22 protein-coding genes and 1 pseudogene are annotated in these 25,041 nt (G+C 49.0%); 22 read left to right on the forward strand and 1 reads right to left on the reverse strand.

Annotated features, from left to right (window positions below; all coding sequences use genetic code 11):
- Positions 1-13 precede the first annotated feature (13 nt).
- The 18 genes and pseudogenes from HW556_RS13565 (at position 14) to HW556_RS13655 (ending at position 19,945) form a co-directional block, all read left to right on the forward strand.
- On the forward strand, positions 14-1,789 hold the full coding sequence (locus HW556_RS13565) for an ATP-binding cassette domain-containing protein (protein ID WP_176900634.1): 1,776 nt from the start codon (positions 14-16) through the stop codon (positions 1,787-1,789).
- 19 nt (positions 1,790-1,808) lie between these two features.
- A complete protein-coding gene (locus HW556_RS13570) occupies positions 1,809-2,831 on the forward strand; it encodes a glycosyltransferase family 2 protein (RefSeq protein ID WP_176900635.1) in 1,023 nt (340 codons plus the stop codon).
- 237 nt (positions 2,832-3,068) lie between these two features.
- Positions 3,069-4,001, forward strand: coding sequence for an ABC transporter permease (locus HW556_RS13575; RefSeq protein WP_246289649.1), 933 nt, complete (start codon positions 3,069-3,071; stop codon positions 3,999-4,001).
- 34 nt (positions 4,002-4,035) lie between these two features.
- Entirely contained in the window at positions 4,036-5,337 is a 1,302-nt protein-coding gene (locus HW556_RS13580; protein WP_176900636.1) for an ABC transporter ATP-binding protein, read from the forward strand.
- Between the two features lie 22 nt (positions 5,338-5,359).
- Positions 5,360-6,244 carry a class I SAM-dependent methyltransferase gene (locus HW556_RS13585; protein WP_176900637.1) on the forward strand — a complete coding sequence of 295 codons (885 nt, stop codon included), beginning with the start codon at positions 5,360-5,362 and terminating at the stop codon, positions 6,242-6,244.
- 77 nt (positions 6,245-6,321) lie between these two features.
- Positions 6,322-7,401, forward strand: a complete 1,080-nt coding sequence (locus HW556_RS13590; protein WP_218136927.1) for a glycoside hydrolase family 99-like domain-containing protein — start codon at positions 6,322-6,324, stop codon at positions 7,399-7,401.
- 8 nt (positions 7,402-7,409) lie between these two features.
- Positions 7,410-8,519 carry a glycosyltransferase WbsX family protein gene (locus HW556_RS13595; protein ID WP_176900638.1) on the forward strand — a complete coding sequence of 370 codons (1,110 nt, stop codon included), beginning with the start codon at positions 7,410-7,412 and terminating at the stop codon, positions 8,517-8,519.
- A gap of 128 nt (positions 8,520-8,647) precedes the next feature.
- The gene (locus tag HW556_RS13600) at positions 8,648-9,973 is read left to right on the forward strand and encodes a glycosyltransferase family 4 protein (protein ID WP_176900639.1); all 1,326 of its coding nucleotides are present in this window, start codon (positions 8,648-8,650) and stop codon (positions 9,971-9,973) included.
- A 141-nt stretch (positions 9,974-10,114) separates the two neighbouring features.
- On the forward strand, positions 10,115-11,194 hold the full coding sequence (locus tag HW556_RS13605; protein WP_176900640.1) for a DegT/DnrJ/EryC1/StrS family aminotransferase: 1,080 nt from the start codon (positions 10,115-10,117) through the stop codon (positions 11,192-11,194).
- A 6-nt stretch (positions 11,195-11,200) separates the two neighbouring features.
- On the forward strand, positions 11,201-11,839 hold the full coding sequence (locus tag HW556_RS13610; protein WP_176900641.1) for a NeuD/PglB/VioB family sugar acetyltransferase: 639 nt from the start codon (positions 11,201-11,203) through the stop codon (positions 11,837-11,839).
- Positions 11,840-11,860: 21 nt separating this feature from the next.
- Positions 11,861-12,622 (forward strand): annotated as a pseudogene (locus tag HW556_RS13620) (glycosyltransferase).
- Between the two features lie 265 nt (positions 12,623-12,887).
- Complete coding sequence (locus tag HW556_RS19015) at positions 12,888-13,133, forward strand: DUF1919 domain-containing protein (RefSeq protein ID WP_176900643.1); 246 nt, start codon at positions 12,888-12,890, stop codon at positions 13,131-13,133.
- 152 nt (positions 13,134-13,285) lie between these two features.
- Positions 13,286-14,338: a glycosyltransferase family 61 protein gene (locus HW556_RS13630; RefSeq protein WP_176900644.1), complete on the forward strand. Its 1,053-nt coding sequence runs from the start codon at positions 13,286-13,288 to the stop codon at positions 14,336-14,338.
- A gap of 58 nt (positions 14,339-14,396) precedes the next feature.
- Positions 14,397-15,350, forward strand: a complete 954-nt coding sequence (locus HW556_RS13635; RefSeq protein ID WP_176900645.1) for a glycosyltransferase family 2 protein — start codon at positions 14,397-14,399, stop codon at positions 15,348-15,350.
- A 17-nt stretch (positions 15,351-15,367) separates the two neighbouring features.
- On the forward strand, positions 15,368-16,375 hold the full coding sequence (locus tag HW556_RS13640) for a glycosyltransferase family 2 protein (RefSeq protein ID WP_176900646.1): 1,008 nt from the start codon (positions 15,368-15,370) through the stop codon (positions 16,373-16,375).
- A 10-nt stretch (positions 16,376-16,385) separates the two neighbouring features.
- Positions 16,386-17,537: a glycosyltransferase family 61 protein gene (locus HW556_RS13645; protein ID WP_176900647.1), complete on the forward strand. Its 1,152-nt coding sequence runs from the start codon at positions 16,386-16,388 to the stop codon at positions 17,535-17,537.
- A 27-nt stretch (positions 17,538-17,564) separates the two neighbouring features.
- The gene (locus tag HW556_RS13650) at positions 17,565-18,812 is read left to right on the forward strand and encodes a glycosyltransferase (protein ID WP_176900648.1); all 1,248 of its coding nucleotides are present in this window, start codon (positions 17,565-17,567) and stop codon (positions 18,810-18,812) included.
- Positions 18,812-19,945, forward strand: coding sequence for a glycosyltransferase family 4 protein (locus tag HW556_RS13655; RefSeq protein WP_176900649.1), 1,134 nt, complete (start codon positions 18,812-18,814; stop codon positions 19,943-19,945). The genes HW556_RS13650 and HW556_RS13655 overlap by 1 nt, the downstream gene beginning before the upstream one ends.
- A gap of 22 nt (positions 19,946-19,967) precedes the next feature.
- On the opposite strand, the gene rffA is transcribed toward HW556_RS13655, so the two are convergent.
- Positions 19,968-21,122 (reverse strand): dTDP-4-amino-4,6-dideoxygalactose transaminase, encoded by a 1,155-nt coding sequence (gene rffA / locus HW556_RS13660; protein WP_176900650.1) that lies wholly within the window; start codon positions 21,120-21,122, stop codon positions 19,968-19,970.
- A 413-nt stretch (positions 21,123-21,535) separates the two neighbouring features.
- Between rffA and HW556_RS13665 the strand changes: the two genes are divergently transcribed.
- From HW556_RS13665 to HW556_RS13680, 4 genes are all read left to right on the forward strand, one after another.
- Positions 21,536-22,606 (forward strand): glycosyltransferase family 4 protein, encoded by a 1,071-nt coding sequence (locus HW556_RS13665; RefSeq protein WP_176900651.1) that lies wholly within the window; start codon positions 21,536-21,538, stop codon positions 22,604-22,606.
- 146 nt (positions 22,607-22,752) lie between these two features.
- Complete coding sequence (locus tag HW556_RS13670) at positions 22,753-23,145, forward strand: MaoC family dehydratase (RefSeq protein WP_116941243.1); 393 nt, start codon at positions 22,753-22,755, stop codon at positions 23,143-23,145.
- Positions 23,146-23,202: 57 nt separating this feature from the next.
- On the forward strand, positions 23,203-24,060 hold the full coding sequence (locus tag HW556_RS13675) for a carbohydrate deacetylase (protein ID WP_176900652.1): 858 nt from the start codon (positions 23,203-23,205) through the stop codon (positions 24,058-24,060).
- On the forward strand, positions 24,047-25,000 hold the full coding sequence (locus HW556_RS13680; RefSeq protein ID WP_176900653.1) for a GNAT family N-acetyltransferase: 954 nt from the start codon (positions 24,047-24,049) through the stop codon (positions 24,998-25,000). The genes HW556_RS13675 and HW556_RS13680 overlap by 14 nt, the downstream gene beginning before the upstream one ends.
- The last annotated feature ends 41 nt before the right edge of the window (positions 25,001-25,041 follow it).

Here is a 25,041-nt window from a genome sequence, read left to right on the forward strand (position 1 = left end):
TTAAAAGAAGTAAATGAAAGATTTTCTGCAAAAAGGAATTATTGGCGTTTCTCTGAAAAGTGTATTTTTTTATCTTTCTTCAAAAGAAAAAAAGAAAGCATCATTTATTTTTATTTTGTTAATATCATCGTCTCTAGTTGAGATTTTTGGTATTGCATCTCTCGTGCCAGTTATACTAACTGCGTCAGATCCAAATAAGGTGAAAGAGAGTTGGTTTTTTGGCAGTATATATGATTATATCGGATTCGAATCTCATCAAAAATTTGTTTTATTTATATGTGCGACATTGGTTATTTTTTTTATTATTAAAAATGCGTTTGTTTTGATGGTAAATTTAGTTCAAGTAAAATTTACTGAAAAATTAGCCGTAAAAATCGTTGACTCTCAGTACGATAAATATCAATATCTGCCTTATGATATGTTTAGCCGATTAGAGACATCTTCATTGGTAAATAATATCTTAGCAGTGCCCGTGGCATTTGTTAACGGTGTAATACGGCAATTATTTTTGTTTTTCTCCGAGGTATTTATAATCGTTATTGTGATACTGGGAATGATACTGTATAATCCAGGCTTGTTTCTTATTACAATGATTGTGATTTTTCCTGCCATAGCACTTTCGTATTTGCCTGTGCGTAGTATGGCTCAGAAAATAGGTGCGCGCATAGATGTGCTTAGACCAATTTCTTATACTTCACTTGCAAATTTATTTGCAGGAATGGTAGAAATTAAGATAGCAGGGAAGCAGAAGCGGTTTAAGAAAATACTGATTGACGGAGAGAGTGAAATACAAAGCTTGGAAGCAAAATCCTATATGTTTTCTCTTCTTCCTGGTAGAATAATTGAAATAATTGCAATTCTTGCAATTGTAATTATTTTCATATATTCAGTTGTGGTTGAAAAGAACGATAATAGTTTTATATTAAATATAGGAATATTTGCTGCAGTTGCTTATCGTGTAATGCCTTCAATAAATAGATTGATAACATCTAGCGTGGCAATGAAACAACATATCACGGTAATATATAATCTTGAAAAATATAGAGGTATTAATTTAATACGAATTGAGGAGAATAATGATTCTATTAACTTTAATGATGGCATAGAGTTTAAAAATATAAGTTTCTCCTTCCAAGGTATGGATTCCCCTGTCATCAACAATCTGAGCTTTAAAGTAAAAAAGGGAGAAAAGATCGGGATTATTGGTAGCTCAGGCTCCGGTAAAACTACGCTTATGAATATTTTGCTTAGAATATTTGAAGAGCAGTCAGGTTCTATATTAGTAGATGGTGTGTCTCTCAATAGTAATAATATAGCGGCTTGGTATAAAACTATTGGATATGTCAAACAGAATACGTTTTTAATGGCAGATACAATACTCAATAATATTACGCTTAGAGATAGTAACCCTGACCTCAAGCAAGTTGATTACGCTATGGATCAAGCGTCGATACAGGAATTTGTAGAATCCTTGCCAATAGGCGCAGATACTCATATTGGTGAAAGTGGTGCTTTCCTCTCTGGCGGGCAGCGTCAAAGGATTGGAATTGCTCGGGCGCTTTATAAAGACATGCAGATTCTGGTGATGGATGAGGCTACCAGTGCTCTGGATTCCAAGACAGAACAAGAAATTAGTGAGGCCATAAAGAAAATTTCAAACTCGAATATTACTATGTTTATCATTGCTCACCGCTTCAGTGCTTTGCAAAATTGCGACCGAATACTGGAGCTTGATAAAGGTGTGATAGTAAGAGAATGCTCTTACGAGCAACTGATGGCAGATAATTAATACCTCGAGCAACCAAAAAATGAAGCTTTCCATCATCATAGTCAACTACAATACCTTCCAGGTTACGTGTGGCTGTATAAGCTCAATTATTGCCTGTGAGCTTCCATTCTCCTACGAAATAATCCTTGTTGACAATGCTTCAACAGAATGCCCTGCCTCACTTTTTGTTGAGAAATTCAGTTCAATTAGGCTGGTAGAAGCTGGTGGGAACGTAGGATTTGCCAGGGGGAATAATCTCGGCTATGATGTTTCTGATGGTGAGTATATCTTGTTCCTGAACTCTGACACACTTGTAAATGCAGAAGCATTACGGCACTGCGTAGCTTACTTGGATGATGTGTCTCATAAGCGTGTTGCTTTGGTTGGTTGCAGGCTGCTGTATATTGACCAAAGCCTGCAACTCTCATCGTTTAACTATAGGGTAGGAATATTTTCCTCGTTGCTGGATAATGTTTTTGTGGGAAAGCTGCTCCATAAGATGGGTATGACTCCTTTCAAGAACTTGCCACATATTTTGGAGCAACACGAAAAAGAACATAAAACGGAAGCTGTTTTAGGTGCTTTCATGTTCTGTCGGAGAAGTGTAATAGAGGAAGTTGGCTCATTCGATAATGACTTCTTCATGTACTACGAAGAACTTGACTGGTGCTATAGAATTTCCAATGCGGGCTATGACATTATGTATTTGCCGCAGGTAAGTATTGTGCATTTGGAGGGTGGATCTAATGGTGCGCCAATCAATCAAAATAAAACAGCTAATCAACATGCCCTGTCTAAAATGCTGCTGATTTATAAACGATATCATAGGCAGGGCTTATTCGCCTACAATATTATATCTGTTGCCAATATTTACACAAATAAGCTAATCGCTCTTTTGCGTTCTGAACAATGGAGGAAGAATGCGCAGAAATACGAGAGTGATTTTTACATCGCTAGAAAATACCAGAAATACATGTTAGCTAATTATCAGCCTACTCGTAACTCGGCTGCTGCTACTTTTAAGTTGGCCGACTTGATGAAAGGGGAGTTGTCGGATAGCTAAATTGCTCTACTAGGTGTTTTCTGCTGGAGCTGGCCAAAAACGCTTGGACCACTGTAACAGAGTTGTGCGAAGAAGGAAACAGATGCTGATATGCACTAAACTGTACTCAGGTGTAAGATTGGTGTATAAGACTATTTTGCTCTGAAAAAGCGCTGGATAGACTCCTGCTGTGTTTGTCTATCTTTGCAAGGCATTTCTTACTCTGCTGCCAGTAATAAGAGACAATACCTATGGGTATTGATTGACTCTAAACAAACTTGTGTGCAAACGACGCAACCCCAACCCATAACAGGTGAGCACCTGTCACATCTTCCCCTTGCTGAAGAGCAATGGACGGAAGTTATTCAATCCAGGTCTAACCTGCTCGATCTGGGACTACGGGAAGTATGGCGCTACCGCGACCTTGTGCTGCTCTTCGTGCGTCGGGACTTTGTGTCCACCTATAAGCAGACTATTCTAGGGCCCATCTGGTTCTTCATTCAGCCCCTGCTTACTGCTATCACCTTCATGATAGTGTTCGACGGAATTGCTAACCTAGGCACTGGAGGAGTTCCCTCGCTGGCGTTTTACCTTGCCGGCGTAACCATTTGGAACTACTTTGCCCAATCCCTCACGGCTACTGCTACGGTGTTTACCACCAATGCCGCAATATTTGGGAAAGTGTATTTCCCGCGTCTCACCATGCCGTTATCTATTGTTTTGTCAAACCTCGTTCGGTTTGCTATACAATTGAGCCTCTTTTTAGTGGTGTGGCTATACTTTCTGCTCACTACCGATACGATACATCCCAACGGCTACTTGTTACTGGTGCCGGTACTGGTTGTGCTAATGGGGTTGCTGGCCTTGGGGCTGGGAATGATATTCAGTGCCCTGACCACCAAATATCGGGATTTGGCTATGTTGCTGACTTTTGGCGTGCAATTGCTAATGTATGCAACACCCGTCGTGTATGAATTGGCTAAGCTTGATTCGCTGCCGTCCTCGTTTAGGTGGGTTATCCTGGCAAATCCGCTGAACGCAATTGTGGAAACTTTTCGGTTGGGCTTCCTAGGGACTGGGCAGTTTAGTTGGGCCTATTTGGGGTACAGTGCCGGGGTCACCCTGGTGTTGCTACTCATTGGAACAGTTGTTTTCAATAAGGTGCAGAAAAGCTTTACGGATACGGTATAAGCCAGGCAACAAAATCCGTGACATTTCAGCGCGCATGAGCAACATTGCAATTCGAGTAGAGAACCTGGGGAAATTGTACCGCCTGGGGGAGATTGGTACGGGCACGCTGAGCCACGATTTGAACCGGGCCTGGGCCCGACTACGTGGGAAAGAAGACCCATTTGCCAAAATTGGAGAAACCAATGACCGCGCCACAAAAGGTAGCAGCGACTACGTCTGGTCACTAAAGGATGTTAGCTTCGATGTGAAACAGGGCGAAGTGCTGGGTATTATTGGTCGGAACGGCGCCGGTAAGTCAACCCTGCTCAAAATCCTGTCGAAGGTAACGGCCCCTACTACCGGCCGAATAAAGGTGAAAGGGCGTATTGCTTCCTTACTGGAAGTGGGTACCGGTTTTCACCCGGAACTGACGGGGAGGGAGAATATCTTCCTGAACGGCGCTATTCTGGGCATGACGAAGGCCGAAATTCGAAGTAAATTCGATGAGATAGTCGATTTCTCGGGGGTGGAGCGCTACATCGATACCCCTGTAAAACGATATAGCAGTGGCATGTACGTTCGCTTGGCCTTCGCCGTGGCCGCCTTCCTAGAGCCGGAAATCCTGATAGTGGATGAAGTGCTGGCGGTAGGAGATGCTGAGTTCCAGAAGAAATGCCTGGGCCGGATGAAGCATGTGAGCGTGAATGACGGCCGCACAGTACTGTTCGTGAGCCATAATATGGAGGCCCTGAACAGGCTATGTGATAGAAGCGTGCTGTTAGCTCAGGGCCGGGTAGAAAAAATAGCAGATACCGACACTATTATTGGGAGCTACGTTCAAAAAAACTTCGGCTCGCGCGGTACGATGTCCTGGTCTGATGATAATGACTCCCCTGGAAATGACATTATTCGATTATTATCTGTTTCAATAATTAATGAAGGACATGACATAGTAGAAAGAATAGATATTAAGCGGAAAATAGGTATTTCATTTACATATAAAGTGCTAAAGCCCGGGCAACGTTTTACGCATGGTGTCAATATCTATAACCACCATGGGGTACATCTGATTAGCTCTCATGATGTTGAACAAGCCAATAAACAAATTGCGGTTGCCACAGGAGTTTACACAACTACGGTCTGGATTCCAGGAGATTTATTGGCAGAAGGCTTGCTGACGGTTGGAGTGGCCATTATGAAATACGAGCCATTTGAGGTATGGCTGCATGAGGAAAATGCAGTGTCATTCACCGTGATTGACCCGATAACAGGCGATTCAGCGCGCGGCTATTATACAGGATCTTTTCCAGGAGTAGTCCGGCCGCTTCTTCAGTGGGACGCAGTAGTAGAAGAATAATCGAACACTTCTTTCTTCTGAGATGAATAATTCAGAAAATAAATTGTCTTGGACCGGTGAGCGCCTAGTCACGGAACTAATCAATCATGAAGCTTCGCTGGATCATCTGCATCGCTATGCCAGAGCCCGCGAATTGGCAGTTGGATTAGATGTTCTGGATATTGCCTCGGGAGAAGGCTATGGCTCTAACTTACTGGCTCAGGTTGCGCGCTCAGTAGTGGGTGTTGATATCGCCCAGGAAGCAGTCGATTTTTCAAATAGTAAATACAAACGCAGCAATTTAACTTTTCGCCAGGGTTCTGCTTCTGCAATGCCGCTGCCGGATGCTTCAATTGACGTAATAGTTAGCTTTGAAACCCTAGAGCATCATCACTTGCACGATGAAATGTTTCTGGAAATTAAACGCGTGTTGCGGCCGAAAGGCCTATTAATTATGTCTTCACCTGAAAAGTCTACTTATCAAGAATTAGATCCGGATAATCCTTTCCATGTGAAGGAATTGAATCTGGTAGAATTCCGGACTCTAATTGAGAAATATTTTGGCCACTATAAAATGCTGTATCAGCGTTACCTGGAGGCCTCTGTGCTAACGGTAGAGGACGAGGTGGGCGCATTAGTAGAGTATACCGGTGATTTTGATAGCGTTGAATCGAATGTAGGGCTGAAAAAGTGGTACTACAATATTTGTATTGCCAGTGACGCAGAGTTGCAACCAGTGGCCCCATCCGTTTTCCGGCGCAAAGATGCTCCTGCATCGCCTTGGGCAATTGCCTGGCAAAACGAACAGAAAAGGGAGCTGAAGTTGCAGGAGCAGATTCAGTCAATTTATGACTCTCATACCTATCGTATTGGGCGTTTAGTCACAGCTCCGCTACGATTTCTGAAAAAAGATTCTTCCGGTAAGTAATAACTCGTTTCGTGCAGACACCTATTTCTTCCGTAGATAAGAATAGCTCAACGACGCTTCATCCGGCGTTGCGAGCGTTGGCGATTTATCTGCCGCAGTTTCATCCGGTGGCGGAGAACGATGCGTGGTGGGGCAAGGGCTTCACGGAGTGGACGAACGTAGCCAAGGCCCGGCCGCGTTTTCCGGGCCACTACCAGCCCCAGTTGCCGGCCGACCTGGGCTTCTACGACCTGCGGTTGGCCGAAACCCGGGCTCAGCAGGCGGAGCTGGCGCGGCAGTACGGCATTTCGGGCTTTTGTTATTACCATTACTGGTTCAACGGCCGGCGCATTCTCGAGCGCCCGTTCGAAGAGGTGTTGCGCTCGGGCCAGCCGGATTTTCCTTTCTGCCTGTGCTGGGCCAACGAGAACTGGACGCGGCGCTGGGACGGCATGGAGCAGGAAGTGCTGCTCAAGCAGGAGTACAGCGAGCAGGACGATCTGGACCACCTGCGGGCCCTGGCTCCGGCCTTTGCCGATCCGCGCTACATTCGCGTCGATGGCAAACCCGTCTTTATTATCTACCGCACCCACCTGATGCCCGACATCAAGCAGACCACGGACACGTGGCGGGCAGAGGCGCAGCGGCTCGGCATTGGTGAACTCTACCTGCTGCGGATGGAGAGCTGGGCTCCGCATCCAAATCCTCACGAGTTGGGCTTCGATGCGTCGGTTGAATTCCACCCTGACTGGTTTGGCAATGCAGCCCCGCACTACGGAGAATTGCAACACCGATTGCTGCACCGGTTGAAAGTGCGCAAATCGCCCTATATCCACGACTTCGTACTGGACTACAACAGTCTGGCGGACAAGATGCGTACCCGCCCTTCCCCGGAGTATAAGCGTTATCCGGGCCTTACGCCGGCCTGGGATAACAGCGCCCGGCGCAAGCAAGAGGCAGTTATCTTTTACAATGCCACGCCAGCCAAGTATGAGGAGTGGCTATCGGGCATCGTCGAGCGTTTTGTGCCCTATTCGGCGGAGGAGAACTTCATTTTCATCAATGCCTGGAACGAGTGGGCCGAGGGTAACCACCTAGAACCCTGCCAACGCTGGGGGCACCAATACCTGGAAGCTACCGCCCGCGCCCTGGCAGGCCGTACTGGTTTACCTAAGTAAGACACGGAATGGCGGAAAACGCACTACAGATTCATCCGGCGTTGCGAGCGTTGGCGATTTATCTGCCGCAGTTTCATCCGGTGGCGGAGAACGATGCGTGGTGGGGCAAGGGCTTCACGGAGTGGACGAACGTAGCCAAGGCCCGGCCGCGTTTTCCGGGCCACTACCAGCCCCAGTTGCCGGCCGACCTGGGCTTCTACGACCTGCGGTTGGCCGAAACCCGGGCTCAGCAGGCGGAGCTGGCGCGGCAGTACGGCATTTCGGGCTTTTGTTATTACCATTACTGGTTCAACGGCCGGCGCATTCTCGAGCGCCCGTTCGAAGAGGTGTTGCGCTCGGGCCAGCCGGATTTTCCTTTCTGCCTGTGCTGGGCCAACGAGAACTGGACGCGGCGCTGGGACGGCATGGAGCAGGAAGTGCTGCTCAAGCAGGAGTACAGCGAGCAGGACGATCTGGACCACCTGCGGGCCCTGGCTCCGGCCTTTGCCGATCCGCGCTACATTCGCGTCGATGGCAAACCCGTCTTTATTGTCTACCGCTCGGAGCACTTTCCCGACATCAAGCAGACCACGGACACGTGGCGGGCAGAGGCGCAGCGGCTCGGCATTGGTGAACTCTACCTGCTGCGGATGGAGAGCTTTCAACGGGGCGTGAATCCGCACGAACTGGGTTTCGATGCGGCGGTGGAGTTTCAGCCCGATTGGGGGAATCTGCCGTTACGGCAGTTCGGGAGCTTCTCGCGGCGGGCTTTGCGCAAGCTGCGCATTCGGGAGTCTCCTTACGTGACCGATTGGGTGTATGATTACGGTCAAATGGTACGTAACATGCTGGTAAAGCCGGCGCCATCGTACAAAATGTACCCCGGCGTAACACCAGCCTGGGATAATTGTGCTCGGCGCAAAGCGTTAGCTACTGTTATCACTGATTCTACGCCGGCCAAGTACGAAGGGTGGCTGTCGGAGGTGGTACAGCGTTTTGTACCCTATTCGGCGGAAGAGAACTTCATTTTCATCAATGCCTGGAATGAGTGGGCCGAGGGCAACCACCTGGAACCCTGCCAACGCTGGGGCCACCAGTACCTGGAAGCTACTGCCCGGGCGCTGGCAGGTAATTCATAGGAACCGGTGCCGATAAAACGTGGCTGCATGAAGTGCGGAAAACAGTTGCACTTCATCCTTTCTGTGCTACTGCAGCAAGCACCCTGTGGTAACCGGAGCCAGAATAAAATCCACAACATAGGGCGATTATGAACTCGAATCAGGAGGAAAACAAGTTTCTGCAGGAAGAGTTAACCGCTGCGCGTTGGAAGATACAACAGCTGCAGAACGAATTAGAAACGCACTTAGGTGCCCGCAAATCATTCAGGAATCTGCTAAGCTATGGTAGCGCGAGCGTAGCGCGCATTGCCCGACAACTATACCACCAATACCTTAAGGATATGGCGGCGCATCGGCGCACCGCTATGTTGCGGAAAGACCCTCATTTCAAGCCTTACCTCATTACTGTGCAGCCACCTGCTCAGGCCAAGCGGCCGCGGGTGCTTCACGTCATTCCTTCGTTTACTACCGGCGGCTCGCAGCAGCTCGTTGTGGACATAATAGAAGGAACCGGGCACGACTTTGAGCATGAGATTGTAACACACAACGACTGGGGGTGGCGTAGCTATACCGGCGTACCTGTTACTGAATTTCCGCATCTGAACAATACCAAACCACTGAAGGAGATGTACTCCCGTTTCCGCCCCGACATCGTGCACGTGCATTACTGGGGAAACTGGCAGGCAGGCTATCCGCACTGGAAGTGGTATCACTACATGTTCGAAGCTGCTTTTGAGGCGGGCTGCAAGGTTATCCAGAACTGCAACAATCCGCTGGTACCTTATTTGGATGCCCGAATTGACCGTTACGTTTATGTGAGCCAATATGCGCAGACGCACTTTGGCTTTCCATCTGAGCACAATCAGGTTATATATCCTGGTTCTAACTTTCAACTCTTCACCAGACCCGCAGAGGAAGAGTTGCCAGAAGAGTGCATTGGCATGGTCTACCGCCTGGACCAGGATAAACTGAATGAGGCTTCCATTGAGCCATTTATTTTAGTGCTGCTTCGGCGGCCACAGACGCGTGCTCTCATTGTGGGCAGTGGTCATTATTATACCTACTATAAGCAGCGGGTAATGGAAGTGGGGTTAGCTGATCGGGTAGAATTCACTGGCATGATTTCCTACACGGATCTACCAGCCCAATACCGGCGTTTATCACTATTTGTAGCGCCGGTGCACAAAGAGAGCTTTGGCCAAGTGACGCCTTTCGCCATGAATATGCGTATTCCTGTAGTAGGCTATGACGTGGGAGCACTGGGAGAAATATTGCAGGATGAAAGCATATTAGCTCCCGCAGGCGACGTCGGCGGATTGGCTGACCGGATCATTGGGCTGCTGAACGACCGAGTTCGTTTACGGACCATGGGGGTTAACAATCAGCAGCGGGCAGCAACATGGTTTGCCGTAGAAACGATGGCGGCCAGCTACCATCAGCTTTATCGGCAGCAGTTGGCAGATTGTGATGTGTAATACCAGGCTTCGCCGGTATAGCCGTACCTTTGCTGGCGCAATTGCGTAAGCGCACTGCCAAGTATTTCAGTTTGCTACTCCACGGCATACCAACTAGCTAATAGAGGCAGTTTGCGTGCCATGGAGTATAGTTCTTCTGCCATGATTAATGTAACCCGGACTTTTTTGCCTCCATTGGAGGAGTACACACGCTATTTGCAGGGAATCTGGGACAGGGTATATCTGACCAATGCCGGGCCGCTGGTGGTAGAACTGGAAAACCTGCTGAAAGAATACCTCGGCGTAAGACACTTTTTCTACGTCAACAACGGAACCATTGCACTGCAAATTGCGCTGAAAGCGCTTGATATCCGGGGAGAAGTGCTGACGACGCCCTTCTCGTACGTAGCAACCACTTCCAGCATTGTATGGGAAGGATGCGTTCCGGTATTCGTGGATATCGATCCGGAAACCCTGTGCATTGATCCAACCTTGCTAGAGGCGGCTATTACCCCGCGTACTCAGGCTATTATGGCTACCCACGTGTATGGTAACCCCTGTAATGTAGAAGCCATTGAGGAAATTGCCAACCGACACGGACTGCGGGTAATTTACGATGCCGCGCATGCTTTCGGTACTCAACTCAACGGTACGTCTGTATTAAATTACGGGGATATATCAACGCTTAGCTTTCACGCTACTAAGCTATTCCATACGGGCGAAGGCGGCGGAATTGCGACCAACGATGATGAGTTGGCGCACCGTATTAGTTATATGCGCAATTTTGGTCATAATGGGCCAGAAGCATTCTGGGGAGTGGGGGTTAATGGCAAGAGCTCGGAGCTACATGCCGCTATGGGGCTCTCCGTATTCCCCTATGTTGAGCAGTTGATTTCCCGCCGACAGGAGCTAAGCCAGCTGTACGATGAACAACTGGATGGCCATATCTGCCGGCGGCCTCTGCTACAGCCGGAAACCAGTAAGTATAACTGTGCCTACTATCCGGTAGTGTTACCATCGGAAAAGGTGCTGTTGACAGTTCAGAACAATTTAAACGCGGCCGACATATTTCCGCGCCGCTACTTTTATCCTTCGCTCAATACGCTGAACTATGTAACCTCGCCCCAGCCTATGCCGGTGTCGGAAGATATTTCTTCGCGAGTACTTTGCCTGCCACTCTACTATGATTTGAGTGACGACCAAGTACACCAGATAACGGAGATTATGAATGCTTCTCTCTAAAAAGATATGCTGGTAATTGGTGCCCGGGGACACGCGCTTGAAATATTGCAGGTGATACACGAAGCTGGTTTCACCCAAGACGTATACTTTTTCGATAACGTAAATTCCGATGCACCAACTACGCTATTTGACCTGTATCCGGTGTTGCGAACCGCCGCACAAGCCCAAGATTGTCTGCGACAAGATCCGCGATTCATAATTGGCATCGGTGGTACTCAATTGCGGGAACAAGTGAGCAGACAGATGCAATCCTGGGGGGGAGAACTATTCTCAGCGGTATCTCCTTCGGCATCCGTCGGAACGTATGGCGTATCTCTGGGCTCAGGACTGAATATTATGAACGGGGTACTCATCAACAATGAAGTATCAGTAGGCGAGGGAACAATGCTGAATGCACGAGCAACGCTGCATCATAATTGCCAAGTGGGCAACTACTGTGAAATTTCGCCTGCTGCCCAACTGCTGGGCCATGTAAAAGTGGGTGATTATTCTCAGGTTGGTGCCGGTGCAATCGTACTGCCACGCGTATGTATTGGCAAGCATGTGACTATAGGGGCCGGGGCGGTAGTCACGCGCGACGTACCTGACTACGCGGTAGCAGCAGGAGTGCCGGCCCGAGTACAGCGTCTTCAATTACCCGTTTGATTTCAATCTGTCCTCCCATATATGTCATCATCTCCTTTACCTATTTCTCTTGCTGTTGATGTTGCCATCATCACCTACAACCATGAGTCGTTTATCCGGCAGGCTATCGATGGCGTACTAGCCCAAAAAACAACTTTTCCCATACGCCTTGTAATTGGAGAAGATTGCTCAACAGATACTACATGATCTATTTTAGAAGAGTACCAACAGCGGTACTCTGAAAAGATACGATTACTGCTGCCTGCAGATAATATTGGTGTTATGGCTAATCTAATGGCAGTGATCAACGCTTGCCAAGGTCCTTATGTGGCACTACTTGAGGAAGATGATTGCTGGACTTATCCGCAAAAGTTGCAGCGTCAGGTAGACTTTTTAGACGCTAATCCGGAGATTAGTCTATGCATTCATGATGCGGAACTCTTTTGGGATGATCAGCATGAGCCGGCTTACCCGCATAGTCAGGTTAAAACGCAGTTGCAAAATGGGGAGGCAGAGTTCACTCATGCCGATATCGTGCGGGATGGTTGGTTTATTTCAACTGCTTCCATCGTATTCAGACGTAGTTCGTTACCCTTCCTACCCAATTGGCTATTGAATATTTTTAGTGGAGATTATAGTTTACATCTCCTGATTTCTGCCGCTGGCAAAGTGAAATACCTGCCAACCATCATGTCAGGGTATCGGCAACACGCCGGCGGAATCAGTCAGCAGAAATATAATCCAGCGTTGGTTACGCGCAAAATTTCTGAAAATGGCTCGTATCGCCAACATTTTGATCAGTAGTACGCTGCTCAGTTTACCCGGAATATTAGCAACCTATATATGGAGAAAGCAGATAATGATATTAAATATGGGGCTTATCGTGAGGCTGTACGCAGTTGGTGGCAAGCGCTACGCAACGATCCGCAACAAATATTAAGGGTATTTGTACGTAAATTGCGCGCTTGAGCCAAGTGCGAGAGAACGTCTGAGGGCATCGTTGGCCTTATCGATGCGAGAGTCTCTTTGTTCGGAAAGAGCACATCAACCGACAAAACTTCTGAAGCATATGAGCAAACTACTTGCAAAGATAGGCCGTAGTATCCAACAGCGCCGACTAATTAATCGTAATTTCACCTTGTTCTCCAATGATTGCTGGGGAGCAGAAGTTTATAAATATTTCAATCTGCCCTACAATACGCCGTTTGTGGGCCTTATGGTGATGGCACCATGCTACGTGCAATTTCTACAAACCCTCAGTACTATTTGGACCAGCCATTGGCAGCCCCTATGGCAGGAGTACGTTCCGGGGTAGTTGTTCCAGATTATACAAGTAATAGTATGCTGCTATTCTGCCGGTCGTTAGCCGTTTTTGACTTGGCTGTCTGGCTCATTGCTGGTAACTGTAAATTTGGCTGTTAGCAGCGTTTATATCATCATTTGCAGTATAAGTAGTTGAACAAGTAGTTGAATACTATTGTGGCAGAAACAGGTGGTAAGACAGTCAGGAAGGTACTTTACGAAGCCTGCCGGTTGCAACGTCAGTGGCCGGAAAATATCCAGCCGCAGGATACTGCGTTTTTCTCAATCAACAAGACATTTGAACTACCCGTTAGCTACGTTTTGCGCTTAGAAAAAGCAAGCCTACTCGCTGATGGAGTTGTTTTCCGGGCGGGGCATATCTATGATGAAACGTTTGTAGGGCCGGCATTCCGGGTGCACAACTGGCGGGGCCTGGTGTACATCTACCTGACGCTACCCAAAGTGGCCTTGCCACCCGGAGTGCGTTATCTATTGGTACACGATGACTGGGCCAATAACTATTATCACTGGATAGCAGACAGTCTGCCGCGTCTGTTTACCGTGCGGGAGCAACTACCCGAACTCACGCTATTACTGCCTGATAACTACACCGCCCCTTTTATAGAAGAAACTCTGCGGGTCTTCGGCGTTAAACATATCCAGCGGCTTAAGAGCAATGTACGCTACGCCGTAGATGATCTGTTAGTTCCACTGCGCGTTGCTCCGCTGACAAATTACCGACCCGAAGTCATGCGGGAGTTATCGGCCTTTCTGCTAAAGCAATTTCAGCCTTTGCCCCATACAGGGCTGGGCAAAAGGATCTACATCAGTCGGTCACGTGCCACTCGTCGCAAGGTCATCAATGAGCAGCAGGTAATAAAAATGCTGGCAGCAAAGGGGTTCGCAATTGTCTGTTTTGAGGACTATACCTTCCAAGAGCAGGTAAGTATTGCTGCCCAAGCCCAATACCTGGTTTCCATTCACGGAGCAGGACTTACTAATATGTTATTCATGCCACCCAATGGATGTGTGTTAGAACTGCAGATGAGAGACGATGGTAGTAACTGTTTCTACTACACGATGGCGGATTCATTAAATATAAAATATTACTACCAATTTTGTGAAACTATTGACGCTAATTTGTCTGTGCAGGATGCAGACCTTTTGGTAAATGTAAGCGAATTATCAAACGTAATAGATCTAATGATAAATGAGTGAATATTTCCATGGCATTTGGTAAAATTATAAAATTCTTCATTTTTCTAAAATTTTCACTATGAATCCTTTCGTAAGTGTGATGATGATTTGTTATAACCATGATAAATTTATTGAAAAAGCTATTGATAGTATCTTATCTCAAGTAACAAATTTTGATTTTGAAATAGTTATTGGAGATGATTTTTCTCGGGATAATACCAGGAAAATTTTATCTGTATATAACGAGAAATACGGTGAAAAAATAAAAATAATATTTCAGAAAAATAACGTCGGAGTATCTAAAAATTTTGAATGCACTATGCAGCAATGTCGAGGTAAATATGTGGCAATTTTAGAGGGTGACGATTACTGGATAGATAACAATAAGCTGCAAAAGCAGGTAGATTTATTAGAAAGAGATTCCACCCTTAGCATGTGTTTTCACAATGCTAAGGTAGTATATGAAGGTATTGGAGGAACCCGTTCCAGTCATCCTATGGTGATCAATAAAAAGTTTGAGTACACATTGACCGATATCACCCGGGATTGGTTTGTGGCTACTGCTTCTATAGTTTATCGTAGACACTTAATAGAGAATTTTCCCTCATGGGTTCATGAGTCAGTTGTAGTTGATCTTCCTTTATTAGCAATGTTAACCACTAAGGGTAAGGCTGGCTATATTGATGAAGAAATGAGCGTATACAGAGTGAATACAGGTGGAGTTACCCGTACCGACAAACAAGAATCCTTCCTGCTAAACTTAGTACGAATGCATTCATACTTGAATGAATATTTAGATTATAACGAAAATGTTAATTTGACAATTAAAATATCTAATAATTATATGAGTCTTTCTGATTTAATGATAAATAATTATAAATGTATAAAAGCTTTATTTTATCTTTTAAAATCGATTGAAAGGAGGCTTAGTATTAAAATTTTGCCTGGAAAAAAAGAATTAGCTAATTCTGTAAAAATTACTTTAATTTGTCCTTTTATGAAACTTAAAAATATTTTTAATAACTTAATATAAATTTCTTGTATTAGAGAATGATAACAACACCACTTGTATCCATTGTACTACCCGTCTACAATGTTGCAGCTCATATCCAGGATACAATGAGCAGCCTGTTGAAGCAGACGCTGCCGGATTTTGAGCTGTTGATCTTGGATGATTGTTCAACCGACAACACGGTTGACCGAATAAAAGCCGTACATGATCCTCGGATACGCCTTATTCAGAACGATCAGAACCTGGGCCGGGCCGGAACAGACAACGCGGCTTTACAACACGTAACCGGGCAATACATTGCCAAAATGGATGGCGATGATATATGCCACCCTGAACGGTTGGCCAAACAGGTGGCGGTGCTCAGACAGCAGCCGGACGTTAACGTAGTAGGTAGCTGGATGCAGAACTTCGGCGCCAGTTCCTACCTCAACCAGTATCCGGAAAGTTCGGCTGAAGCGCAGGTTATGACCCTTTTTACCCTGCCTACTGGTAACCCTTCCGTGATGCTACGTACTGAGTTGCTGCGCGAGCAGGGGCTACAGTATGACGCAACCCTACGCCAGACGGAGGACTATGATTTTTTCGCCCGTTACATAAGGGAGTTGCGTATTCATACTATTCAGGAGGCTCTGATTCAGTACCGGGTGCCACCAGATATACGTAAGAAAGAAATCCTGAGCGAACGGGCAACAGTAGCCGATATGGTGCGTGAGCAGTTGCTGACCCGCTGGAAAGTTTCTTTTACCAGTGAAGAGCTTAAGACTCATAATACTATTGCCATGCTCAATCATGGAGCCGGTGTAAGTCTGCAAAAGGTGGAACGCTGGCTCCTCAAATTATTGGCTCATAACACGCAAGAAGCCTGGTTTCAGCCACAGGCATTGCAGCGAGTGTTGGCACAACGGTGGTTCGAGGTCTGCTATACTTATCGGCAACCACATTTAGATGGGTTCCGGCATTTCTACCGGAGTCCATTGTCTGCCGGTTACTCATTGGGAGCCCGACAACAGGCTAAATTTCTTTTTCAGGCCTTGAGAGGCTTCTAACTGATCAACAATGCCCCTACATGTCAAAGAGCTATTGAAAAAAATATTTCCACTGGTGTTGCTACGCAATGTGCAGTTGGAGGTAAATAAGTTACGAATCAGAACCATAGATAAGTGGTTATTTCCGGAGCAGTCGTTTCAGCAGCAAGACTTTCTCATTCGTCACGATGCCTATCCTTTCAGGCTGCATCCGGTGCCCAACGCCCACCTTGATGGGCGGTTGCAGCAGCAGATTGCTAAAAACTACAACTGGACACAGGATGAATACTTGTTGGTTTACGAAGCCCCCTGTATTATTGATCCCCAGTTCGGATGGGCTTTATCCCAGCAGAACAAGCTAATTTATCCCTCGCTGGGCTTTAGCCGAGTCCCTTATTTGCCCAAACCTGATACCCGCATCAAAGAAATGTGGAAATCTGACTTGGAAGAATATGATGAATTGATATCCCTTCGAGATACTGGTGAGGAGAACTATTATCACTTTTATAATGACGTGCTGGTCAAGCTGTTATTTCTTGGAGAAAAACTCGATTTAAACCCGGCCACCCCAATCCTGATTTCGGCGAAGCTCTATAACCGGGCGTTCTTTCAGTATTTCCTGCAACATCCTTATCTGCGCGACAGGCAATGGATAGTGCAAGACCAACAGTACATCCGTAGCAAGAAAACCTATTTCTGCAAACCACTCACACATACTCCGCATTATTACCAACGTATCCTGGAAATGGTAAAACCCGAGGACCGGGTAGGAGCAGGTGGAGAACGTCGTATTTTCATAACCCGTAGTCCTAAACGGCTTCGTTATATAGAAAATAACGCGGAGGTTGAAGCAGTATGCAGGGAGTTTGGCTTTGAAACAGTCGACTTCGATCTACTGAGTCTACCGGAGCAAATCCGGGTTATGGGTCAGGCCAGATACGTAGTAGGCATTCATGGTGCCGGCCTGACCAACATGCTATTTCGTAGTGGGCATCCCATGGGTTTGTTAGAAGTTTACCCTCCGTCCATTTATTTCCCTTTTCATTACATTCTGATGGCTGACCAATTGGGCTATCAATATGATGGGTTGATTGGTGAGGTGGGTACCAGCAAATATTCTGGGGGCTTTTATGCGAATCCGGTAGAGTTACGCCAGCGCATCGAAAGTCTTCTACAGCGTTAGAAGAATCCATTTTCTCTTCTAGTATACATGCCTTCTCAAACGCGGAATTTATTACTTCTGATTTCCAATCTGGGCCTGGGCGGCGCGCAGCGCGTCTTCCACGACCATAGTGTGGAGCTGGCCAAGCATTACACCGTCACGGAAGCCGTATTCAACCTGGATGGCGGTGACATGTATCCCAGCGGTAATGAAGTCCGGAGCCTGGAAGTGGCGGGGGGGGGCAGTCCGGTGGAGAAAATCCGCAACTTCGGCCGCCGCATCGGGCGGCTGCGGGCCCTCAAGCGCCGCTTGAGTACCGACGTATGCGTGAGCCATCTCGAAGGGGCTGACTACGTGAACCTGCTGAGCAAGGGCTCGGAGAAGGTAGTGCTTTGCATTCATGGCTCCAAACTGCACGACGGCAATATTACGGGTTTAGTGGGCTGGCTGCGCAAAAAAGTGCTCATGCCGGGCCTCTACAACCGCGCCGATAAAATCGTGACGGTAAGCCGAGACATTAACCCCGAACTGATTGAAGGTTTTGGGGTGAAGCCGGAGAAGCTGGTGACCATCAACAACTTTTTCGAGGTCGCCCAGATTGAGGAAAAGTCGCGGGAGCCGCTGACGCCGCAGGAGCAGGCCTTGTACGATTCGGCTCCAGTGCTTGTGACTTCGGGGCGCCTCACCATCCAGAAAAATCAGGCTCCATTGCTGGATTCCTTCGCTGCCCTTATCAATCGGCGGCTGGCTAAACTGGTTTTCGTGGGCGATGGGGAGCTACGCGACGACCTTACCCGCTACGCCCGCCGGCTGGGCTTGCGGGTGTACGAGGCCTGGAACGGGGAGGCGCTAACCACCGAGTTCGACGTGTATTTTTTGGGTCTTCAGCAGAATCCATTCAAGTATATCCGGCCGGCCTCACTATTCGTGTTCCCCTCGGCCTGGGAAGGTTTCCCGATGGCCTTGGGCGAGGCTATGATTTGCGGCGTACCGGCCGTAACCACCGACTGTCCTACGGGACCCCGCGAAATCCTGGCCCCCAGTACTGCCACGCCCGGTACTGCAATTCGCATGGCCGAACGGGCCGAATTTGGGATGCTGATGCCCATGCTCAACCAACCCGCCAGCTTAGCGGCCGATCAGCAAGTCTGGACGGAAACGCTTGACCAACTGCTCGGCGACACTGCCGAGCGGGAACGGCTGGGCCAGCTGGCCAGCCAGCGCATGCAGGATTTCACGCGGGAAAAGATTTTCCGCCAGTGGGTGGCCGTGCTCGAAGATGTACTCGCAAAGTAATGCCCCAGTCAACCAAGCCCGTCATTCTGATTGCCGACAACTCGACGGCCGTAACTGGGGCCCTCATGGCTATCCGCAACGCCACCGATCGGTTGCGTGACCGGTACGAGTTCGTGTACGTGCTACCCAGCGGCAGCAAGGGGCGCGCGGTGCTGGAGACGGCCGGTTACCGGGTGCACGAGGTGCCTTTCATGGAAATCAGTAAGCGGGTGCGTAACATGCTGCTGTACGTACCCATGCTGCTGATCAACGGCTGGCGGCTGACGGCACTGGTGCGGCAGGAGCGGGCCGCGGCGGTGCACATGAACGACTTTTATAACCTTACGGGCGTAGTAGCACGGCTGCTCACCGGCCGCCCCCTGGTGACGCACGTGCGGTTTCTACCTCACACCCAGATGCAGCCCTTGGCCCGCACTTGGCGCTGGGTGGCCGAGCATCTGGCCCAGCGGGTAGTCTGCGTATCGCGGGCAGTGTACTCTTACTTTCAGCCTTTACCTCATGTTCAGGTTATTTTTGACCCGATTCCGGAAGGCGAAAAATACCCGGCTACCAACTTAGCTCCCCGCGCCGACGGTACTGTACGGGTCCTGTTCCTAGGAAATTACATTGCAGGCAAAGGCCAGAATTTCGCTGTGGAAGCATTTAAGACTGCTTACTTAAAGCAGCATAATCTACGCCTGCATTTTGCCGGAGGTGATATGGGGCTGGAGAAAAATCGTGCCTACCGCCGGCAGCTAGAAGCTGCCGTGGAAACAGCCGGGCTGCATGAGGTCGTAACTTTCGGCGACTTCGTACAGGACGTAGAGGCAGCTATAAAGCAAGCTGATATCGTACTGAATTTCTCCGAGTCGGAATCCTTCTCTCTCACCTGCCTCGATGCGCTTTACTTCGGTACGCCTTTGATTGCCACAGACTGCGGTGGCCCGGCGGAACTGTTCGAATCGGGCCGCTCGGGCTTGTTGGTACCTAACCGCGACGTGCCGGCCATGACGCAGGCCTTGCTTCGGCTGGCGGCCGATGCAGACCTGCGCCAGGAGTTTGCGGCGGCGGGCCGGGAGTTCGTGCGCCACAAGTTTCGGGCGGCGGCCAGTTACGAGCGACTGGGGCAACTCTACGACGAACTGCTGGCGTAGCTCGTCGCGCTTACTTCCGGTACTAGGCTTTGTAAAACGTTCGGGTGGCCTCAATTACTCGTTGCTGCTGTTTAGGTTGAAGGTCGTGGTAAAGCGGCAGCCGTACTATTACCTGACCGAAACGGTCAGCGTGAGGGAGTAGGCGGCCATCATGTTGAGGCATATAGTAGGGGCTGCGGTGCAGGGGCAGATAATGGAATACGGCCAGAATATGCTCTTGGCGCAAGTAGGCCAGTAGCGCGTCCCGCTCTGCCTCTGAGTTGCATAACAGCGCAAACAGGTGCCAGTTGGGTTGGCTGTTGGGGAGAATAGGCAGCAACCTTAAAGCTCCGGCAGCGGCCAACGGCGCGAACTCCCTGGCATACGTTTCCCAAAGCTGTTGCCGTTGCTTCTGGATGATAGCCCGGGCTTCTATCTGCGCCCACAAATAGGCTGCGTTCAGCTCTGAGGGTAAAAAGGAGGATCCTATATCCACCCACTCGTAGCGGGCCGCTTCGCCCCGGGCGAATGCCGCGCGGTTAGTGCCTTTCTCCCAAATTATTTCGGCACGGGTAGCCAGTTCTGGGTCGTTTATAGCCAGCATACCGCCCTCACCAGCACTCAAATTTTTGGTTTCGTGAAAGGAAAAAGCTGCTAAATGGCCGAAGGTGCCCAGAGGCCGATTCAGAAAGCGGGCCTCTATGGCCTGGGCAGCGTCTTCGACTACCCACAGCTTGTATCGCCGGGCCAGAGCCAATAGAGCAACCATGTCGCAGGGCTGGCCGCCGTAATGCACAGGCACGATAACGCGGGTGCGGGGAGTGATAAGCGCCTCCAGGAGCCCGATATCCAGATTCGGATGATCTGGGAGGCTGTCGGCAAACACAATGCGGGCCCCGCGTAGCACGAAGGCGTTGGCGGTGGAAGTGAAAGTGTAGCTCGGGACAAGTACTTCGTCGCCAGGTTGCAGATTGAGCAACAGAGCGGCCATTTCCAGTGCATCGGTGCCACTGGTAGTTAGCAATACTTTGGGTATGCCATACTGCTGCTCAAAAAACTGCTGACAGCGTTGAGTGAACATCCCGTTTCCGGAGAGCTTGCCGGATGCTACCGCCTGCCTGATATATTCCAGCTCCGGGCCGGCCAGATGCGGCCGGTTAAATGGGATGAAATCGGGAGGCAAATCAGAAGGAATCATTGCGGTCTTTGGATATTCTGAATAGCTTCTGCAAATGCTGATGTAGGGCCGCGCCAAATCTGTAGCAAATACATCCACAGAGCATTAGCGCCTTCAATACTGAAAGACCCGAATCAAAAACCAGAAACTTGCTTTCTACGTTGCGATGTTAGAGTACTATCAGCTTACTACGGAGAAATCTTCACAGAAAACGGAAGCCCTATATCGGGAGTGCTCTGAAAACAGAGAGGCCAAATATACCCACTTCATGGGGCAGGAAGCAGGATAGTTGGCCAAAAGCCGCCGGAATAGTTTCGTACTTTTGTGCCGCGCTATTACACTAGGAGCGTAGCCTGCTAATTTACAGGCTCTCAACACATAATCCGGCCCGTGGCGTAAGCTTGCACAAGGGGTGTTGTATCGATTAACTTTCAATGAAGATTCTTTTTCTGACCCCGTATCCAGCCGGGGAAGCTCCGTCGCAGCGTTTTCGGTTCGAGCAATACTTTCCGGCCCTGCGAGAAAGGGGAATTGAGTATACGGAACGTTCTTTTCTCAACCTCAATACCTGGCGGATTCTCTACAAGCCCGGCCATCAGGTAGCTAAGATCTGGGGTATAGTGCAGGGTTTCGGCCGCCGCCTGAAGCACCTGCTGGAAGTGCCGGGCCATGATTATGTGTTTATTCACCGTGAGGTAACGCCCATTGGCCCACCCATTTTTGAGTGGCTCATTGCTAGGGTGCTGGGTAAAAAAATGATTTATGATTTTGATGATGCCATCTGGATGGCGTTGACTTCAAAGCATAACCAAATGGCAGCCATTGTAAAATGGCACAGTAAAGTGGCATCTATATGTAGTTGGAGCTACAAGGTGAGTTGCGGTAATGAATTTTTGTGCGATTATGCCCGCCCGCATAACGATGATGTGGTACTTAATCCCACCACCATCGATACCGTCAACTTGCACAATCGTACCAATCCGCAAACCAGCGAGAAGGTAGTGCTTGGTTGGACGGGTACCCACTCCAACATGGTGTACTTGGCTTCGCTGATGCCGGTATTGCGCCGCTTGGAGGAGAAATATGACTTCACGTTCCGGGTTATCTCAAACCAAGACCCACAGCTCGATCTTAAGAGCTTTGACTATGTCCCCTGGAGCAAGGCTACCGAAATTGCTGATCTGGTAATGTTCAATGCAGGAGTGATGCCGCTGGAGGAGAAAATCAGTCCACTTTCTTTGGGCAAATGCGGGTTCAAAGCCCTGCAGTACATGGCGCTGGGTATTCCGGCGGTGGCTTCGCCGGTTGGAGTGAATACCAAAATCGTGACCAACAAAGTGGACGGATTCCTCTGTGAAACGGAGGAAGACTGGTACCAGGCTCTGGCCCGGCTGATTGAGGACGCGGAGCTTCGGCGGCAATTGGGCGCAAATGCCCAGCGCACTGTGCGGGAACGATATTCAGTCGTTTCTAATACCGAAAACTTCATCCGGTTGTTTTCCTAAACTAATGGCCTGTTTGCCCGTCCGCCGACTTGGTTGGTGGCTGATATGACAACTACCCACCAGTACCTGCGTAGGGATGGCCATTGCCGGGTGATGATTCCCTCGACGGCAGTCCGTACCTTGTCGCCTCATTCACTTCTGCTACTATGCTAGAAATCGGCCAGAAAGCTCGGCTTTCCAAAACCATCACCGACGCCGACGTGCGCGCCTTCGCCCAACTCTCCCTCGACACGAATCCAGTGCATTTGGATGAGGAGTATGCTCAGGCTAGCCTATTCGGGCAACGAATCAGCCACGGTATGTTGTATGGTTCGTTGATCAGTGCCGTATTAGGCACTCAGTTGCCCGGCCCCGGCGCCATCTATATGGGCCAGACGTTCAAATTCCTCAAGCCAGTATTTCTAAATGACACCATCACGGCCGAAGTGGAGGTGCTGACGCTGAACGAGGAAAAGCATATTGCCACTCTACAGACCACCTGTGTTAATCAGGACGGTAAGCTCGTGCTGACGGGCGAGGCCACCATGAAATACGCCTGATCTTTTCCGCTTTACCCGCTGGATGACTTCTTTCTGGAGTCGGCCACTCACTGCTTTATGCGCAAAGTTATCATCAACGCCGACGATTTTGGGCTGTGTGCGCCCGTCAACCGGGCCATCGTGGAGAGCTTCCGGGCGGGCAATCTTACTAGCACCACGATGATGGTGGCCATGCCCGGCACGGTGGAAGGTGCGCAAATGGCAGCGGAGAACCCCGGCCTAGCTATCGGCCTTCATTTCTGCCTGACAGAAGGCCGGCCACTTACGAACGCGGCCTCCCTAGTAGATGCGGAGGGCAACTTTCTGGAACGCGGTGCCCTGATGAAAAAGCTGCTGCTGGGCCGCGTGAAGCAGATTGAAGTAGCTGCCGAATTTGAGGCCCAGTATAGTCGTCTGGTGGCGTTGGGCATCCGGCCTACGCATACAGATTCGCATCAGCATACCCATATGAACCCAGTGGTGTTCGGTGCCATGTTGCCCCTGCTGAAGCGGGAAAAGCTGCCCGTCCGATTGGCTATTCCGGTACGCCCCAGCCTGAAACTGCTTTTCACTCGCCCGCCGAAATTTGTGAAGCAGGGAGTGTTGTACAACGCCAGCCAAAGCTTCCGCCGCCAAGTACTCACCCGGGCCAACGACCTCCTCGTATCGGTGCACGATTTGAGCACACCGCCGGCAAGCTACACGGCCGATACATTACGGGCGCTAGTCCACGATGCACCGGCCTCAGCGGAGGTAATCGAACTGATGGTGCATCCGTATATCGCGGGACCGGAACTGGATGAGTTATATCCAGAAGATCTGGCGCAACGCCAGCCTTTTTTTGAGAAATGCTACGCGGAACACCGCATCCTTATCGGGCAGCCCCTTTTCGAGGCTGATCCTACCGTAACTCTGACCACTTATGGCAAACTCTGACGAAATCACTTTGCACCGAGCCACCGCTACTGATCTGGCAGATGTGGTAGAACTAAACCGCGTCGAAAACGACGATGACAGGATGACAACAGGCTACCTCGACTGGTGGTACTTCAATAATCCGTTTAATTCCTTCAGTTTCTTCCTCTCACGCATTGGCGGGCGGGCCTGTGGTATGTGTTCATCTAACGATGCGCAGTTCGAAATCAACGGACGTCCTTGGAAAGCAGGTTTCATTCAGAAGGTGCTTACCAGCAATGAGGTCCGTGGTAAGGGCTTGTTCGGAAAGCTTTACGTAAAAACGGATACTGATTTCTTGGAGCGGGGAGGTGACTGCTTTTTGGCTTTTCCTAATGCGGTGGCTAAGCCAATTTATTTAGCCAAGTACAGCTACAGTCACGGTATATACCCCGACCTGACGTTGCTCTTTACGAATCCATTGCATTTGGCAGCGGGTAGCCATTATGAAGAGGTGAACAAGTTGGATGGTTCGTTTTTTCAGACGCCTACTTTCCAGTTCGAAAACGCCATGAAAAAGGATGAGAAGTTCCTGAACTGGCGCTACCTCACATTTAAGTCAGAGCACTACGCGTATGTGACACTGGCAGTGAAAAAAAGTGGCAAATTGGTTGGATACGTATTTCTGAAGAAAATCAAGAAGAAGGGCCTGCCTGTATTTGTGCTAATGGATGCCGCGTTTCACCGGCAAGCTGATCTGGCCCATCTCGTTAAACAGGCGCGTATATACGCCACCAAGCAACTATCAGTGGGCCTGCTCTACATGGGTAACACGCTTATCGACGAAGCAACTAAAGATGTGGCCCGCAAAGTATGGCGTAATCAGTTCGACTTTTTGGTAAAGGGTAAAAACCAGGAAGAAACAGATGAGCTGGCGAAAGTGACCTTTAACTTCTTTTTCGGTGACCTTGACTTTGTGTAGGTTAGAGCACACTTCTTTGATTAAAAAAATCGACCGGCTCC

Origin of the sequence: Hymenobacter terrestris (assembly GCF_013377905.1) — a bacterium.
Taxonomy (GTDB): domain Bacteria; phylum Bacteroidota; class Bacteroidia; order Cytophagales; family Hymenobacteraceae; genus Hymenobacter; species Hymenobacter terrestris.

What these genes read in the sequence shown, in the direction of transcription:
- HW556_RS13650 (WP_176900648.1), top strand. Translation starts at nt 17,565, where the DNA reads ATGCCTTCTCAAACGCGGAATTTATTACTTCTGATTTCCAATCTGGGC.
- HW556_RS19015 (WP_176900643.1), top strand. Translation starts at nt 12,888, where the DNA reads ATGAGCAAACTACTTGCAAAGATAGGCCGTAGTATCCAACAGCGCCGA.
- HW556_RS13645 (WP_176900647.1), top strand. Translation starts at nt 16,386, where the DNA reads ATGCCCCTACATGTCAAAGAGCTATTGAAAAAAATATTTCCACTGGTG.
- HW556_RS13665 (WP_176900651.1), top strand. Translation starts at nt 21,536, where the DNA reads ATGAAGATTCTTTTTCTGACCCCGTATCCAGCCGGGGAAGCTCCGTCG.
- HW556_RS13680 (WP_176900653.1), top strand. Translation starts at nt 24,047, where the DNA reads ATGGCAAACTCTGACGAAATCACTTTGCACCGAGCCACCGCTACTGAT.
- HW556_RS13595 (WP_176900638.1), top strand. Translation starts at nt 7,410, where the DNA reads ATGGCGGAAAACGCACTACAGATTCATCCGGCGTTGCGAGCGTTGGCG.
- rffA (WP_176900650.1), bottom strand. Translation starts at nt 21,122, where the DNA reads ATGATTCCTTCTGATTTGCCTCCCGATTTCATCCCATTTAACCGGCCG.
- HW556_RS13605 (WP_176900640.1), top strand. Translation starts at nt 10,115, where the DNA reads ATGATTAATGTAACCCGGACTTTTTTGCCTCCATTGGAGGAGTACACA.
- HW556_RS13670 (WP_116941243.1), top strand. Translation starts at nt 22,753, where the DNA reads ATGCTAGAAATCGGCCAGAAAGCTCGGCTTTCCAAAACCATCACCGAC.
- HW556_RS13610 (WP_176900641.1), top strand. Translation starts at nt 11,201, where the DNA reads ATGCTGGTAATTGGTGCCCGGGGACACGCGCTTGAAATATTGCAGGTG.
- HW556_RS13580 (WP_176900636.1), top strand. Translation starts at nt 4,036, where the DNA reads ATGAGCAACATTGCAATTCGAGTAGAGAACCTGGGGAAATTGTACCGC.
- HW556_RS13570 (WP_176900635.1), top strand. Translation starts at nt 1,809, where the DNA reads ATGAAGCTTTCCATCATCATAGTCAACTACAATACCTTCCAGGTTACG.
- HW556_RS13600 (WP_176900639.1), top strand. Translation starts at nt 8,648, where the DNA reads ATGAACTCGAATCAGGAGGAAAACAAGTTTCTGCAGGAAGAGTTAACC.
- HW556_RS13635 (WP_176900645.1), top strand. Translation starts at nt 14,397, where the DNA reads ATGAATCCTTTCGTAAGTGTGATGATGATTTGTTATAACCATGATAAA.
- HW556_RS13585 (WP_176900637.1), top strand. Translation starts at nt 5,360, where the DNA reads ATGAATAATTCAGAAAATAAATTGTCTTGGACCGGTGAGCGCCTAGTC.
- HW556_RS13655 (WP_176900649.1), top strand. Translation starts at nt 18,812, where the DNA reads ATGCCCCAGTCAACCAAGCCCGTCATTCTGATTGCCGACAACTCGACG.
- HW556_RS13640 (WP_176900646.1), top strand. Translation starts at nt 15,368, where the DNA reads ATGATAACAACACCACTTGTATCCATTGTACTACCCGTCTACAATGTT.
- HW556_RS13565 (WP_176900634.1), top strand. Translation starts at nt 14, where the DNA reads ATGAAAGATTTTCTGCAAAAAGGAATTATTGGCGTTTCTCTGAAAAGT.
- HW556_RS13675 (WP_176900652.1), top strand. Translation starts at nt 23,203, where the DNA reads ATGCGCAAAGTTATCATCAACGCCGACGATTTTGGGCTGTGTGCGCCC.